Here is a 15,045-nt window from a genome sequence, read left to right on the forward strand (position 1 = left end):
CCTAGACCGCGGCATTTTACTCATTCCTGCCGATTAGGGAATGGTTCCTGCTCTGGATCGGACTGTCGCGGTACCGTGACGGCATGACGTTCAATGAGAACGCCAACGTCGGGGGGAACACGGCGCGGCGTCGAGGAGCGGGCGTGGCGGTGGCAGGCGGCGGTATCGCCGGCCTCGGCGCGATCGCGGTGATCCTGTTCCAGTTGTTCACCGGACAGGACCTGTCGAGCATCATCCCCTCGCAGCCGCAGGTCGGATCCGGCGAGGAGTCCGAGATCCAGCAGTGCGAGACCGGCGCCGACGCGAACAGCAACGACGCGTGCCGCCTCGCCGCGGGCACCGTGGTCCTCGACAAGTACTGGGGCACCCAGGTCCAGGGCTATCGCGCCCCGCAGCTGATCATCGTCGACCAGCAGACCAGCACCGCCTGCGGTACGGCCTCCAACCAGACCGGTCCGTTCTACTGCCCCCCCGAAGAGACGGTCTACGTCGACCCGACCTTCTTCGGATTGCTGCGCCAGCAGTTCGACGCGACCGCCGGCGACCTCGCCCAGCTCTATGTGCTCGCCCACGAGTACGGCCACCACGTGCAGTACATCACCGGCATCATGGACCAGCACCCGAGCAACGGCACCGGTCCAGACAGCAACGGCGTGAGGACCGAGCTGCAGGCGGACTGCTTCGCCGGTGCGTGGGTGGGCGACATGACCACGCAGGTCGACGAGAACGGCGTACCGTATCTGAAGGAGCCCACGCAGCAGCAGATCGCCGACGCGATCAACGCGGCCGGCGCGGTGGGCGACGACCACATCCAGCAGGAGTCCGGGGGCATCGTGAACCCCGAATCCTGGACCCACGGTTCGAGCGAGCAGCGCCAGCGCTGGTTCGAGACCGGCTACCGGAACGGTCCCTCCGCATGCGACACCTTCGCCGTCTCGGGGGCGAGCCTGTGAACGAACACCTCGACGACATCCTCTATCCGCCCATCGAGCCCTACGACACCGGCACGCTCATCGCCGGCGAGGGCAACCGCATCGCGTACGAGCAGAGCGGAAACCCCGAGGGCAAGCCGGTGGTGTTCCTCCACGGCGGGCCGGGCGCCGGTACGTCGGCCTGGCACCGCCGCTTCTTCGACCCCGAGCGGTATCGCATCATCCTGCTCGACCAGCGGGGCTGCGGCCGCTCCACTCCGCACGCGAGCGAGCCCGACGCCGACCTCCGCCACAACACGACGTGGCACCTCGTCGCCGACATCGAGCTGCTGCGCAAGAACCTCGGCATCGAGCGGTGGCAGGTGTTCGGCGGCTCGTGGGGGAGCGCGCTGGCGCTCGCCTACGCCGAGGCGCATCCGCAGGCCGTCACCGAGATCGTGCTGCGCGGCATCTTCACCCTGCGCCGCCACGAGCTGGAGTGGTTCTACGAGGGCGGCGCGGCATCCATCGTCCCGGATCTGTGGGAGGACTTCATCGCCCCCATCCCGATCCTCGAGCGCTCGCAGCTCATGCAGGCCTACCACCGCCGGCTCTCGGATCCCGACCCCGCCGTGCACGTGCCGGCTGCGGTCGCGTGGTCGCGCTGGGAGGCCGCCAACCTCACTCTGCTCCCGGATGACGAGCTCATCGAGGCGATGACCGAACCGCGCGCGGCGGTGGCGTTCGCGCGCATCGAGAACCACTACTTCCTTCATGGCGGCTGGTTCGAACCCGAGCAGCTGATCGCGAACGTCGGCCGCATCCGCGACATCCCCGCCGTCATCGTGCAGGGCCGCTACGACGTCTGCACCCCTGCCATGACCGCGTGGGACCTCCACCGCGCCTGGCCCGAGGCCGACTTCGTCATGATCCCGGATGCTGCGCACGCCGCGTCCGAGCCGGGCATCGCGTCCGCCCTGCGCGCCGCGACCGACCGCTTCGCGGAACTGACGCCGGCGGAGGAGACGCAAGCGCCCGCGGAGGACGCGGAGGCGCCGGCGGAGGACGCGGAGGCGCCGGCGGAGGACGCGGAGGCGCCGGCGGAGGAGCCCGGCGCTGCCGGGATCGCAGCGGAGTCCGAGGAGGTGCCCGAGTCGGCAGACCCTGAGGGTGAACCGACGGAGGAGGAGTCCGACACGTCAGAGTCGGCGATGGACGAGCCCGACGAGCCCGAGTCGGAAGCGGAGTCCTCCGCGCCTGAGGCTGACCTCGAGGCCGACGACCCCGACGACGCCCCCGACCCCGAGGCCGCCCCGCATGCCGAGCCGGCACTCCGCCGGGAGCGCATCCGCAAAGGGTCGAAGAAGCGCAAAGACACCGCCGGCCTCTGACGGCGGAGGGCAACGCCCAGCCACCCACTGGTAGGGTGGAAACCCTTGCAGCGCATTCTTGCGCTTCTCGCGTCGTAGAACGCTTCCCTCGCCGGCATCCGGACCCCGCTCCGAAGAACCGCGCTGACATCTTTCGTACGGCGACCCGCGGGCGAGATACGCCCCGGCCACCGACAGGGCACCCGTGTGCCCGGAGAACATCCACTCATGACCGAAACCTCGTTCGGCGCGCTCGGCGTGCCTCAGCCCCTTGTCGACGCGCTCGCCGCGAACGGCAAGACCACCGCGTTCCCGATCCAGGTCGACACGCTCCCCGACACGCTCGCCGGCCGCGACGTGCTGGGCCGCGGCAAGACCGGCTCGGGCAAGACCCTCGCCTTCTCGATCCCCATGGCCGCGCGCCTCGGCGGCAAGCTGGCCGGCGGCAACCGTCGCAAGGGGCGCCCGCTCGGCCTCGTGCTGGCGCCGACGCGCGAGCTCGCCACGCAGATCGATGCCACCCTCGCCCCGCTCGCCAAGGCGTACGGCCTCACCACCACCACGATCTTCGGCGGCGTGAACCAGAACCGTCAGGTCAACGCCCTCAACGCCGGCGTCGACATCGTCGTGGCGTGCCCGGGCCGCCTCGAGGACCTCATGAAGCAGGGCTTCGTGCACCTCGACGCCGTCGAGGTCACCGTCATCGACGAGGCCGACCACATGGCCGACCTCGGCTTCCTTCCGGGCGTCACGCGCATCCTGAACGCGACGCCGGCCGGCGGCCAGCGCCTGCTGTTCAGCGCGACCCTCGACAACGGGGTGGACAAGCTCGTGAACCGCTTCCTGCAAAACGAGGTGCTGCACTCCGTCGACGAGGCGCACTCGCCCGTCGCCGCGATGACGCACCACGTCTTCACGCTGGCCGACGCCGACGCCAAGAAGGACGTCGTCACGGCGCTCGCCTCGGGCATGGGTCGCCGCATCCTGTTCATGCGCACCAAGCACCAGGCGAAGAAGCTCGCCAAGCAGCTCACCGGTCAGGGCATCCCGGCCGTCGACCTGCACGGCAACCTGTCGCAGGCCGCGCGCGACCGCAACCTCGCGGCGTTCTCGTCGGGCTCCGTCAAGGTGCTCGTGGCGACGGATGTCGCGGCCCGCGGCGTGCACGTCGACGACGTCGAGCTCGTCATCCACGTCGACCCCCCGACGGAGCACAAGGCGTACCTCCACCGCTCCGGCCGCACGGCCCGCGCGGGCGCCGAGGGTGCCGTGGTCACCCTCGTGCTCCCCGAACAGAAGCGCGACGTGTCGCAGCTGCTGCGCAAGGCCGCCATCTCCGTCGAGCCCGTCGCGGTCACCGCGACCTCGCCCGAGGTCGTCGAGCTCGTCGGCCAGGTCGCGCCGTACGTCAAGCCGGTCCCGGTCGCCGAGACGCCGCGCGGCACCAGCCAGGGAGCCAACGCTCAGCGCAAGCGTGCCGCTCGTGACGCTCGCGATACGGATGCCGCAGCCGGCGCCGGTCGCTCCGGCGCCGGTCGCTCGGGCGGCGGTCGCCGTCGCGGCTCCGGCCAGGGCGGCTCCGGCCAGGGCGGTTCCGGCCAGGGCGGTTCGGGCTCGCGTCAGCAGGCGTCGGGCGGTCAGCGTCGGGACGCTGCCGCCGCGCACGACAAGGCGTCGCACCAGCGTCACGACCAGAGCGCCGGCCACTCGCGTTCGGCCCAGCCCACGGGCAACCCCCGCACCTCGGGCCGTCGCGCCTCGTCGGGCGGCAGCGGCAAGCTCATGGTCGGCTCGGTCGTCCGCCCCAACGGCACCAACCGCCGCGGCGGCCGCTGACCCCCAGAGCACGCTCCCAGACGCCCCGTCGCTTTCGCGGCGGGGCGTCTTCGTCGTGTACGCGCCGCGGCCGGGGGTCGCAGCATCCGTCCCTCCATCCCGCAACAGGTCAACCGGGCTTCCGCAGGACACGAGCGCGGAGATCGGTCCTGTGGAACCGCGGTTGACCTGTTGACGGGGTATGCGGGGATCGCTGACCCGAGTCACGTTTGCTCGAGGCCCCCGCTCCTCGCGAGGGGGCGTCTCGCTGTGTACGCGCCGAGGCCGGGCTCGAAGCATCCATCCCTCCATCCCCCCGACAGGTCAACCGGGCTTCTGCAGGACGCGTGCGCGGGGGCCCGTCCTGTGGAACCGCGGTTGACCTGTTTACGGGGTGGAGGAGGGCCGGGTCTGGGCGCCGCCCGCGCCGTCGCCGGCGATCGCCGTGACCGCGCGGGCGAGCTCGTCGCCGGTCGGCAGGGACTCGGGGCTGATGATCCACAGCAGACCGAGGCTCTGCACGAGCACGAACTCGAGCTTGGCGATCGCATCGAGGTCGGCGGGGCCGAGGTCGGGGCGTGCGGAGCGCAGCACCTCGACGATGCCCAGGTGCGCCTGCTCCGTGGCATCCGCCAGCGCTCGGCTCGCACCGGCGTCGCGTGACACGCGAACGGAGTTCTCCAGGCTGGCGACCAGCGCCTCCCGGTTGGCCGCGAAGATCTCGGGCATGCGGTCGAACAGCGTGGCGAAGCCGTCGATCAGGGGGAGTGCGGCCGTCTCGTCGACGATGGCCTCCATCGCGTCGCCGATGCCGCTGCCGAGGGACTCGGTGAGCGCGGCGCTGATCAGCTCGTCCTTCGAGCCGAAGTGATAGCCGATCGCAGCGAGGCTCACACCTGCCGCGGCGGCGATGTCGCGCGCGGTGGCCTTGGCGACGCCGCGCTCGAGGATCACCTGTCGTGCACCGGCCAGGAGGTCTTCGCGATTGCCCATGCGCCCATCGTACCGATGTGTCTGAGACGAACGTGCTAGACAAACGTCTGACAAGTCTGTTAGACATATGTCTCATACAGATGTCTAAGAGATGGGACACCTCATGAACGACTTCGACGCGACGCCTCACGTCCTCGTCTCCGGCGCCGGGATCGCCGGTCTCGCCCTCGCCGTGCAGCTGGTGCGATCCGGCATCCGCACCACCGTCGTGGAACGTGCGGAGGCTCCGCGCCCGGGCGGGCAGGCGGTCGACCTGCGCGGTGCGAGTCGCGAGGTCGCCGAGCGCATGGGGATCATGCCCGGTGTCGATCGCCTGCGCGTGCACGAGGAAGGCATGTCGTACGTCGACGGCGAGGGGAAGGTGTTCGGCCGCATGTCGATGGCGGACTTCGACGGCGAAGGAGCGGTCGCCGAGATCGAGATCGCCCGCGGCGACCTCGCGCAGGTGCTGCTCGACACGCTGCGCGCCGCCTCCGACGCGTCACCCGGGCTGCTCGAGCTCCGCTTCGGCGATGGCCTGACCGCTCTCGCCCAGGATGCGACGGGCGTCGACGTCGAATTCGAACACGCCGAACCCGGCCGCTTCGACGTCGTGGTCGGCGCCGACGGCGTGCACTCCCTCACGCGCGGGCTCTCCTTCGGGCCGGAGGACCGGTTCGCCACCTACCTGGGCGGATACGCCGCGTTCTTCACGATGCCGACGCCCGCTGACCTCGAAGAGCACTGGTTCGCGATGCGGTTCGTGCCCGGAGCGACCTTCGGAATCCGACCGGACCGCGATCCGGCGACCTCGAAGGCGATCCTCACGTTCCGCATGGACCGCGACCCCGCGCTGCGCGGCGACCGAGCCGCGCAGGAGTCGCTGATCCGCGATCGCATCGCCGGCGCCGGCTGGCATGCGCCGGCTGTGCTCCGGGCGCTGGCCGAGGCATCCGATCTGTACTTCGATGAGCTGGTGCGCATCGACGTGCCGGACGTCGCAAACGGCCGCGTGGTGCTGCTCGGCGACGCCGCGTCGTGCGGCTCGCCGATGACCGGTCAGGGCACGGCCACGGCCCTCATCGGGGCGTACCTGCTCGCGGCGCGGCTCGCGGCGACGCCCGGCGACGCCGTGGGTGCGCTGCGCCACTATTCGGCCGACATCGCGCCGTTCGCCGAGAAGGGCAAGGAGATTCCCGGCGGCGGCATCAGGCGGATGGTCCCGGCGACCCGGTTCGAGGCGGCGATGTCGCGGGCGCTGACCCGCGTGATGTTCTCGCGCGCCGCGCTGCCCCTGGTCCGGCGCATGTTCGCCGGCGGTACGCCGCTGGCGCTCCCCGAGGTCGCGGTGCCGGCGCCCCACCGCTGAGGCGCCCGGCGGTCACCCACCGGGACCGCCAGGGCCGGTCAGACGCGTCGGCCGCGCACGAGGTCAGCCGCGACCTCGCCGATCACGATCGACGGAGCGTTCGTGTGGCCGCGGATGACCGTGGGCATGACCGAGGCGTCGGCCACGCGGAGGCCGCTCACGCCACGGACGCGGAGCTCGGGGTCGACGACGGATGCGGCATCCGTCCCCATCCGTGCCGTGCCGACGGGGTGATACAGGGTGTGCGAGTAGCGGCGCAGGGACAGCTCGGCGCGATCGGCCGGCGTCATGTTCTCGCCGCCCTCGGGCAGCACCCACCCGCCGGTCGTGATCTTCCGCAGCGCGTCGGTGTCGATCAGGCGCTCGCACTCGGCGAGGCCCGCGCGCAGCGTCGTGGCGTCGATGTCGCCGGCGTCCGACAGGTAGGCGGGGTCGATGAGCGGCGCCTCGGCCGGGTCCGCCGACGCGAGGCGGATCGTGCCGCGGCTGACGGGCCTGAGCAGGATCGCGGCGACCGTCAGCCCGTGCGCCGGCATCGGGACCAGGCCTTCGCCGACGTACGGCCCGGGCACGAAGATGATCTCGATGTCGGGGAGGCCCTCGGGGACGCCGGCCGCATCGGCCACGGGTGTGCGCACGAAACCGTACGCCTCGGCGGCGTTCGAGGTCAGCATCCCCTTGCGGGCCAGGAGGTACTTCACGAGCTCGGCGGGCTTCTCGGCATCGTAGAGCGTTCCGCCGTGGGCCGCGGGGGCGAGCCCGGCGACGAGGTGGTCCTGAAGGTTCGCGCCGACCTCGGGCGCATCGACGACCACGTCGATGCCGTGTGCGGCGAGGTGCTCCGCCGGGCCGATGCCGCTCAGCATCAGCAGCTGGGGGGTGTTGACGGCGCCGCCTGACAGCACGACCTCTCGCCGCGCGCGCACGTGGCGCGTGATCCCGTCGATGTCGGCGTACACGCCGGTCGCACGCGGTTCGCGCGGAGTCCCGGTCCCCGTCGAAGCGGCGAAGGTCACGCGTCGCACGTGCGCCCGCGTCACGACGCGCAGGTTGCGCCGCCTCTTCGCCGGCCGCAGGTACGCGTCGGCGGTCGAGGCGCGGGCGCCGCGGTGCTGACTGACCATCGTCTGCGCGAACCCCTGCCCTGCGGGGAGGTTCGGCGGAGTCACCGGATGCCCCGCCTCCCGCGCCGCTGCCAGGAACACGGCCGTGTGCGGCCGGGGGTCGCGCTGGTGCTCGACCGACTGCGGACCCTGGGAGCCCTGCGTCGGGTCGACCGGGTCGGCGGTGCGCTCGACGCGCTGGAAGTAGGGCACCAGGGCGTCCCACGACCACGCCGGGCCGGCAGCATCCGCCCACTCGTCGTAGTCGGCGGCGAAGCCCCGGATCCACATCAGGGCATTGAGCGACGACGACCCGCCCAGCGTCTTGCCGCGCGGCCAGTAGACCGTGCGGCCTTCGAGCTGCGGCTGGGGCACCGTGTCGTAGTTCCAGTCGTACTCGCCGCGGAACAGCTTCGAGAACGCAGCGGGCACGTGCAGCTGAGGCGCTCTGTCGGGGGCGCCGGCCTCGAGCAGCAGCACCGAGACGTCGGGGTCCTCGCTCAGCCGGGTTGCGAGCGCCGCACCCGCCGAGCCCGCGCCGACGACGACGTAGTCGGCCTCGAGCCCGTCGTCACCGAAGCCGGCGGTCACGCCTGCATGGCCTTGGTCAGGGTCTTCACCAATCCGGGGAGCTTGCCGTCGACGAGATAGCGCGTGAGGCCGGCGCTGACCTCGGCGCCGGTGCGCGAGCTCACGAACCACGGCGGCGTCGGCAGGATCGTGAACACGCCCTTGCCGACCGACCGGGGGAAGGGGCGGAACGGGCCGCGCGCGACCGAGCGCTCGACCCGATCCAGCAGCAGCGCGTTGTGCACCACGCCGATGCCGCTCGACACGTCGGCGAGCGTCGCTCCCGGAAAACCGCCCCACGTGAGGCGTGCGGTCAGGAAGTTGAAGGCCGTCCAGGTGTTGATCGCGACGTCGCCGTAGCAGAGGTCGGCGATCGCGCGCTCGAACCCTTCGCCGAGCGCCTCCTCGGTGGCGGGGTCGATGATCACGTTCGCACCGAGGGTGCCGGTGAGGCGGTCGTTCGCGTGCGCCACTGCGCTATCGAGGAACTCCTGGCCGGTGCCGCCGACCTCGACGACCCCGAGGATCGGTGCGAAGTACTCGACCGTCTCGACCTCGTCGTCGCCGTCGCCCGCCGCGACGATCGCGCGCGTGCGGTCAGCGCTCCACACGGCATCGGGATAAGCGGATGCTGCGGCCTCCAGCCGCTCTTCGCTGCGGGGGTACCAGACCGGGCGCTGCGGGGCCGCGGCGTACGCCGCGTGCAGTTCGCGCAGGAAGTCCGCGCGCTGCGGCCAGTCGGAGCTCACGATGACGACCTGCCCTGCGATGCAGTTGTGCCCGGCGTTCACGAGGCGCATGGTCGCGACGTGCTCCGCCTGGTACTTCAGGTCGGCCGCCGACCACCGGCCCGGCACCACGATGATGGGCGAGACGCCGCCGAGCTCGGCGGTGATCGGCACCTGCAGCTTCGGGGTTCCGGACTCGCGTGCGGCATCCGTCCCGGTGCCCCATACGATCGCGTCGAACGTGACCGCCGAGCCGGTGATGTGCACGTGCGCGAAGCGCGGGTGCGAGGTCAGATAGGCGCCGGTCGCGGCCCCGCCGCGCACGATGCGCACGAAGCCGGGCTCGATCAGCGGGGCGAGCGCGCGCTCGAACACCGGCACGAGTGCGTCCTGCGTCGGGTTGACCTTGAGCAGCGCCACGCGATTGTGCGCGAAGAGCTCGTAGAGCACGTCGGCGACCGGGATGGAGGTCACGTTGCCCGCGCCGAGCACGAGGCCGACACCGCCGGAGGAGGTCGGGGTGAGCTGGGCGAGGCCGGCCGCGCGGGTCGCCTCGATCGCGGAGACGCCCGGCTCGAACCACACTTCGCCGGTGAAGCCCGACAGCAGGAACTTCTCGGTGCCGTTCAGCGGGAATGTGTGCGCGCGCAGACGACCGCCGGGAGCCTCGTCGAGCGTGACGCCGTCGAGTGGACTGCGGCCCTTCGCGAGCGCCTCGAGCGTCTCGCGGAGGGCGTCGAGCAGTCCGATGACGGCGTAGGGCCCGCCGAGCCACTCTTCCCCCGACAGCGGATGCCCCGGCGTCAGGCCCTTCGACACCGTCGCGGCGTCGGCCCACTCCTGTGCGACGACGCCGACGGCATCGCGGACGCGGCCGAGCAGGCGGGCCCGCTGGTCGAGGGTCAGCGCGACCCACACCTTGGCGCCCGCTTCGAGCCGATCGATGTCGGCATCGAGCGCCGCCCGCTCGTCCGCCGGCACGTCGGACTTCGGCGTGTGCCCCGGCGCCTTGCGCGGCTTCGCCGGCGTCGCGGACGAGGTGGGGGACATGTGTTCTCCTTCGAACTCGCGCGCGACTCCCGCTCGTGAGTCCGTCACCGGGCATCCTACGTCACGGCGCCAGACACTCGGTGTCAGCAGGTGTGCGACCCGATCCCACGTCGTCGTGCACAGAATCGGCGGTGCGGCCCGACACGCCGGGAGGCGGCATCCGTTCGTCCGCGTGTCGGCGAAGATCTCCGATTCTGTGCCGGTGGACGGATGCTGCGGCGCCCGGCCGTCAGCCGTGATCGATGTCGGCGCGGCGCAGCGGGTAGCGGGCGAGGGTGAGAAGGCTCAGCGCGATCAGCACGGCCGGCGCGAGGCTGAAGCTCACGACGATGCCCGTGATCGCGGCATCCGGCTGCTCCACCACCTGCGTGCCCGTCGACGAGACGTATCCCGTCACGGCCAGGATCACCGCCAGCGTCGTCGCGCCGAGCGCGAAGCCCACCGTCTCGCCGGCGGTCCACACGCCGCTGAACGACCCTGCGCGACCGGGTCCGTGCATGCGCTCGTCGTGCGAGATGACGTCGGGGAGCATCGCCATCGGCAGCGACTGCATGCCCGCGTACGCGATGCCGGCGACGCCGACCGGCGTGTAGATCCAGTCGCCCGGCGCCCACAGCATGCCGACGATCGACAGGGCCGCGATCGCGAACACGACGCTCGCGATCGTGAACGTCCGTTCCTTGCCGATGCGGCGCGCGACCACTCCCCACGCGGGGGCGGCGAGCAGGGCCGGCGCGATGAGCGCGACGAACAGCAGCTCGACCGCGGCCTGAGAGTGCAGCACCCACGTCGCCACGTACTGCGCACCGGCGAGCATGAGCCCGGTGGCCAGCGCCTGCAGCACGAACGTCGACAGCAGCAGCCGGAACGGCCTGCTGCGCGTGAGGGCACCGATCCCCGAGGCGAAGTGCTCCCGGATCCCCGCCGAAGGCTCCGCGCTCGCCGAAGCTGCAGATGCAGCAGCGGCCCCGGAGGCGTCGACCCGGCGCCTGGCGACACCGGTGGCCACCAGCATCCCGATCCCGATCACCACGCCGCAGACCACGCCCATCACCAGGTACTGGACGAACGGGTCTTCCGAGACACGACGCAGCGCCGGGCCCCCGGCGCCGAAGAGCAGGATCGCGAGCGTCAGCACGACGACGCGCCACGTCAGCAGGCGCGTGCGCTCGTCGTAGCGCGGCGTGAGCTCGGCGGGAAGCGCGATGTACGGCACCTGGAAGAGGCTGAACGCCGTCGCCGTGAGCGTGAACGCGAGCAGCACCCAGATGCCGGCCACCACGGGACCGAGCGACGGCGGCACCGCGAACGTCAGCGCGAACAGCACCGGCAGTGCGAGCGCGCCGATGAGCATCAGGCGTCGCCGGCTGCCGTGGCGGGCGAGGTCGCGGTCGGTGAGCGCCCCGATGACCGGGTCGATCACGACGTCCCACACCTTCGCGACCGTGATCACGGCGCCGGCCGCGAGCGCCGCGACGCCGAGCGAGTCGGTGAGGTAGTAGGTCAGCACCAGGCCGGGCAGGGTCGCGAACCCGCCCGTGCCCAGCGACCCGGTCGCATAGCGCGCGATCGTGCCCCGGCTGAGACGTGCGGAGGAGATGGATGCCGGAACCCCAGTCGCCGGCGGAGCCTCATTGCTCATCGAGCCAGTGTAGGTCAGCAGTGTCGCTTGCTCGGCTCGGCCTGTGGACGCCGATCCCGCCGTCAGGACTCCGCGCGGACCGCGGCCTCGACCGCCCGAAGCCCGGCGATGGTCTCGGTGAAAGACGTGGACAGCGGGGAGAGGCCGATGCGGAGGCCGTCGGGATCGCGGTAGTCGGGGATGACGTCCTGGGTCCACAGGCGGGCGGTGACCGCGCGCATAGACGGGTGCGAGAGCGTCACGTGTCCGCCGCGCTCAGCGGGATCCCGCGGCGACGCCACCGTGACCCCGAGCGGGGCGAGCAGCTCGTCGGCCACCCGCACGGCGAACTGCGTGAGCGCGATGGACTTCGCGCGCACGGCCTCGATCCCGACCTCCTCGAGCAGGTCGAGGGTGTCCTGCATCGCGAGCATGCCGACGATGGGCGGCGTGCCCGACAGGAAGCGCCGCATGCCGCCGGCCGGGCGGTACTCCGGGCCCATCGCGAAGACGTCGGCCGCGCCCATCCACCCCTGGATGGGCTGGGCGAGCCGATCCTGCAGCCGCGAGGCGACGTAGGCGAACGCCGGCGAACCAGGACCGCCGCCCAGGTACTTGTACGTGCAGCCCACCGCGAGGTCGAATCCCCACGCGTCGGCCTCGACCGGCACCGAGCCCGCCGAGTGGCAGAGGTCCCACACGATGAGCGCGCCGGCGGCGTGCGCGATGCGGGTGAGGGTCGCGGCATCCGTCAGATATCCCGAGCGGTACGCGACGTGCGACAGCAGCACGACCGCCGTCTCGGAGCCGACCGCCGCGGCAAGCGCCTCGGCGGACACGCCGCGGGCGAGATCCACGTCGATCCAGCGCACGCGTCCGCCGCGCTCCGCGGCGATGCCCTCGACGAGGTAGCGGTCGGTGGGGAAGTTGTCGCGATCGACGACGATCTCCACGCGCGCCGGATCCGCGGCGAGGGCCGCGTCGAACGCGGCCCGCACCAGCTTGTAGAGGAGGACGGTCGTCGAGTCGCCGATCACCGTCTGGCCCGCCGCGGCGCCGATCGCGGCGCGCCCCACGGCGTCGCCGATGTCGAACGGCAGCTGCATCCACGACTCGTCCCAGCCGCGGATGAGGCGCCCTCCCCACTCGTCGCGCGCGAACGCGGCGAGCCGATCGACGCTCGCCCGCAGCGGACGACCGAGCGAGTTCCCGTCGAAGTACACGAGCGATGTCTCGGCTCCGACGAACGCGTCGCGGTGCGCGCGCAGCGGGTCTGCGGCGTCGAGAACGGATGCCTCGTCCTCGAGCCGCTCGGCCACCCGCGCCTGCGCCGGGTCAGTGGTCGTCATGGATGAGCTCCTCGGTGGGGACGACGGTCGCTCCCCGCAGCCACTCGGCGACCTCGTCGAGTCCAGTGGGCGGGGGGCCGGGGACGAAGGTGCAGACGCCCGAGGGCGGATCGGCCAGGGGCCAGGGGTCGGCCAGCGTGGAGATGAGCGCTGCACCGCGGATGCCCGCGCGGTCGAGCGCCGCGACCTCTTCGGGGTTGACGCCCACCGGCTGCTCGCCGTTGCCGAGATCCGTGCCGTAGAGCACGCGCCCGCCCGCGGCGGCGAAGCCCGCGAGGTTCACCCGCGCGTACTCGGCGGACTCGGCGTCTGCGCGGTGGATCGCGAGCGTCGAGATCCACACCTGACCGGCGGCGACCGCGTGGGCGGTGAAGGTGCGTCCGACGAACTCGGTGAACGGCGTGTGGGCGAAGCCGTCGACGCCCGCGTCGAGTGCGAGCTGCGGCATCCCGTCGCCCTCCGCATGCGCGACGACGGGCAGCCCGCGCTCGCGCGCGACCTCGACGATCGCGGCCAGCGCCTGCGCGTCGAGCACGGGACCCGCCGCGCTGTTGAGCGCGGCTTTGATGACGGATGCCCCGAACGACGCCTGCTCGTCGACCGCGGTCCCAGCGCCGCCGGCGACGCCGGGGTGGGTCGACGCGTCCGCGATCTCGCGGGCGATCTCCGCGGGTGCCCAGGACCGGCCGAGCGGGTATCCCCCCACCGCAGTGAGGAACGCGCCGGCATATGCCACGCGCGGAATGCTGTGGTTCCCGCGCCGTGCCAGCGCCACCGGGTCGCCGCCGAGATCGACGACTCCCGCGATGCCGCCCGCGGCCAGACCGCTCTCATCGATGAGATGCAGGTGCACGTGGTGATCGGTGAACGGGGGAAGCGAGACACCATGCTCGCCGGTGATGGCCCGGTGGCAGAGCGCCGCATCGGCACCGAGGAGTTCGCGCAGTGCGTCGGGATCGTGCGACATCACAGCTCCGTCCGCACGGCGTACAGCTCGGGGAAGAAGGTGAGATCGAGGGCCCGCTGCAGGAACGGCACGCCGCTCGATCCGCCGGTGCCCGTCTTGAAGCCGATGATGCGCTCGACCGTCTTGAGATGACGGAAGCGCCACAGCTGGAAGTTGTCCTCGAGGTCGACGAGCTCCTCGCACGTCTCGTAGGCCGCCCAGTGGGCCTCGGGGTCGCGATAGATCTCGGTGAACACCGGCACGAGCTCCGCCGTGTAGGTCCACGCCTTCGTGACATCGCGCCCGAGCACCTCGGCGGGGATCGGGTAGCCCGAGCGGGCGAGCAGCCCGAGGAACTCGTCGTAGAGGCTCGGCGCCTCGAGTGCGGCGCCGACGAGCGCGTGGGCGGCGGGGTCGGAGGCGAACACCCGCAGCATCGCGGCGTTCTTGTTGCCGAGCGTGAACTCGACGGCGCGGTACTGCGCCGACTGGAAGCCGCTCGCGTTGCCCAGCACGCCGCGGAACTGCCCGTACTCGGCGGGTGTCAGCGTCGCGAGCACCGACCACTGCTCGGTGAGGGTCTTCTGGATGTGCTTGACGCGCGCGATGCCCTTGAGCGCGGGTGCGAGCTGGTCCTCGCGCAGCAGCCGGCACGCGGCGCCGAGCTCGTGCAGCACGAGCTTCAGCCACAGCTCCGTGGTCTGGTGCTGCACGATGAACAGCAGCTCGTCGTGGTGCTCGGGGTTGCTGAGCGGGCGCTGGGCCGACAGCAGGGTGGCGAGATCAAGGTAGCCGCCGTAACTCATGCGGTCTTCGAAGTCGGTGACGACGGATCCCTCGATCGCCCGGGTATTGCGTTCGACGCTCACGGCCTCAGCCTAATGACGAGGGATGCCGCGGCGTCAGGGTGTCGAGATGCCGGATCGCCGACCCCCCCGACAATCCCCTCACCCGGGGCAAGACCGGTGGGCGGCCTCAGATGAGGGAGAGCTCGCGCAGCTTCGACTCGACGTCGGCGTTCGACGGCTCGACGTGGTGCGAGGCATCCGGGTACACGACGACCGGGATGTTGGTGCGGCCCGAGATGTCGCGGGCGACGTCCGCCGCGGCGGGGTCGGCGACGAGGTCGACGTACGTGTACGAGATGCCGAGCTCGTCGAGCTGCTTCTTGGTGCGGATGCAGTCGCGGCACCAGTCGGCGCCGAACATCGTGATGGTCGAGGAGGAGTCGGGCGTGTAGG

General features: G+C 71.7%; 11 protein-coding genes and 1 pseudogene. 4 read left to right on the forward strand and 8 right to left on the reverse strand.

Features of this window, described 5'->3' with window-relative positions; all coding sequences use genetic code 11:
- Positions 1–83: 83 nt before the first annotated feature.
- From J2Y46_RS20020 to J2Y46_RS20030, 3 genes and pseudogenes are all read left to right on the forward strand, one after another.
- Positions 84–953, forward strand: coding sequence for a neutral zinc metallopeptidase (locus J2Y46_RS20020; protein ID WP_045297633.1), 870 nt, complete (start codon positions 84–86; stop codon positions 951–953).
- A pseudogene (gene pip / locus J2Y46_RS20025) lies at positions 917–1,915 on the forward strand (prolyl aminopeptidase); the annotation flags it as partial. The gene J2Y46_RS20020 and the pseudogene pip, both read left to right, overlap by 37 nt.
- Before the next feature lie 594 nt (positions 1,916–2,509).
- Positions 2,510–4,117 carry a DEAD/DEAH box helicase gene (locus tag J2Y46_RS20030; RefSeq protein WP_310244872.1) on the forward strand — a complete coding sequence of 536 codons (1,608 nt, stop codon included), beginning with the start codon at positions 2,510–2,512 and terminating at the stop codon, positions 4,115–4,117.
- 366 nt (positions 4,118–4,483) lie between these two features.
- On the opposite strand, the gene J2Y46_RS20035 is transcribed toward J2Y46_RS20030, so the two are convergent.
- Positions 4,484–5,089: a TetR family transcriptional regulator gene (locus J2Y46_RS20035; RefSeq protein ID WP_310244874.1), complete on the reverse strand. Its 606-nt coding sequence runs from the start codon at positions 5,087–5,089 to the stop codon at positions 4,484–4,486.
- Positions 5,090–5,192: 103 nt separating this feature from the next.
- Here J2Y46_RS20035 and J2Y46_RS20040 point away from each other — a divergent pair, with 103 nt between their 5' ends.
- Complete coding sequence (locus J2Y46_RS20040) at positions 5,193–6,437, forward strand: FAD-dependent monooxygenase (protein ID WP_310244876.1); 1,245 nt, start codon at positions 5,193–5,195, stop codon at positions 6,435–6,437.
- Between the two features lie 38 nt (positions 6,438–6,475).
- On the opposite strand, the gene J2Y46_RS20045 is transcribed toward J2Y46_RS20040, so the two are convergent.
- The 7 genes from J2Y46_RS20045 to J2Y46_RS20075 all read right to left on the reverse strand — a co-directional run bounded on the left by J2Y46_RS20045 (position 6,476) and on the right by J2Y46_RS20075 (position 15,013).
- Positions 6,476–8,131 (reverse strand): GMC family oxidoreductase N-terminal domain-containing protein, encoded by a 1,656-nt coding sequence (locus J2Y46_RS20045; protein ID WP_310244879.1) that lies wholly within the window; start codon positions 8,129–8,131, stop codon positions 6,476–6,478.
- Positions 8,128–9,888, reverse strand: a complete 1,761-nt coding sequence (locus J2Y46_RS20050) for an aldehyde dehydrogenase family protein (protein WP_310244882.1) — start codon at positions 9,886–9,888, stop codon at positions 8,128–8,130. The genes J2Y46_RS20045 and J2Y46_RS20050 overlap by 4 nt, the downstream gene beginning before the upstream one ends.
- Positions 9,889–10,117: 229 nt before the next feature.
- On the reverse strand, positions 10,118–11,530 hold the full coding sequence (locus J2Y46_RS20055; RefSeq protein ID WP_310244884.1) for an MFS transporter: 1,413 nt from the start codon (positions 11,528–11,530) through the stop codon (positions 10,118–10,120).
- Between the two features lie 62 nt (positions 11,531–11,592).
- Positions 11,593–12,858, reverse strand: coding sequence for an aminotransferase class V-fold PLP-dependent enzyme (locus tag J2Y46_RS20060; RefSeq protein ID WP_310244886.1), 1,266 nt, complete (start codon positions 12,856–12,858; stop codon positions 11,593–11,595).
- A complete protein-coding gene (locus J2Y46_RS20065) occupies positions 12,845–13,825 on the reverse strand; it encodes a hypothetical protein (RefSeq protein ID WP_045297621.1) in 981 nt (326 codons plus the stop codon). The genes J2Y46_RS20060 and J2Y46_RS20065 overlap by 14 nt, the downstream gene beginning before the upstream one ends.
- Entirely contained in the window at positions 13,825–14,673 is an 849-nt protein-coding gene (kynA, locus tag J2Y46_RS20070) for a tryptophan 2,3-dioxygenase (protein ID WP_045297620.1), read from the reverse strand. Before kynA ends, J2Y46_RS20065 begins: the two co-directional genes overlap by 1 nt.
- Before the next feature lie 106 nt (positions 14,674–14,779).
- Positions 14,780–15,013 (reverse strand): glutaredoxin domain-containing protein, encoded by a 234-nt coding sequence (locus J2Y46_RS20075; RefSeq protein WP_045297699.1) that lies wholly within the window; start codon positions 15,011–15,013, stop codon positions 14,780–14,782.
- Positions 15,014–15,045: the final 32 nt, after the last annotated feature.

Origin of the sequence: Microbacterium sp. BE35, assembly GCF_031457705.1 — a bacterium.
In the GTDB taxonomy this organism is placed as follows: Bacteria; Actinomycetota; Actinomycetes; order Actinomycetales; family Microbacteriaceae; genus Microbacterium; species Microbacterium trichothecenolyticum.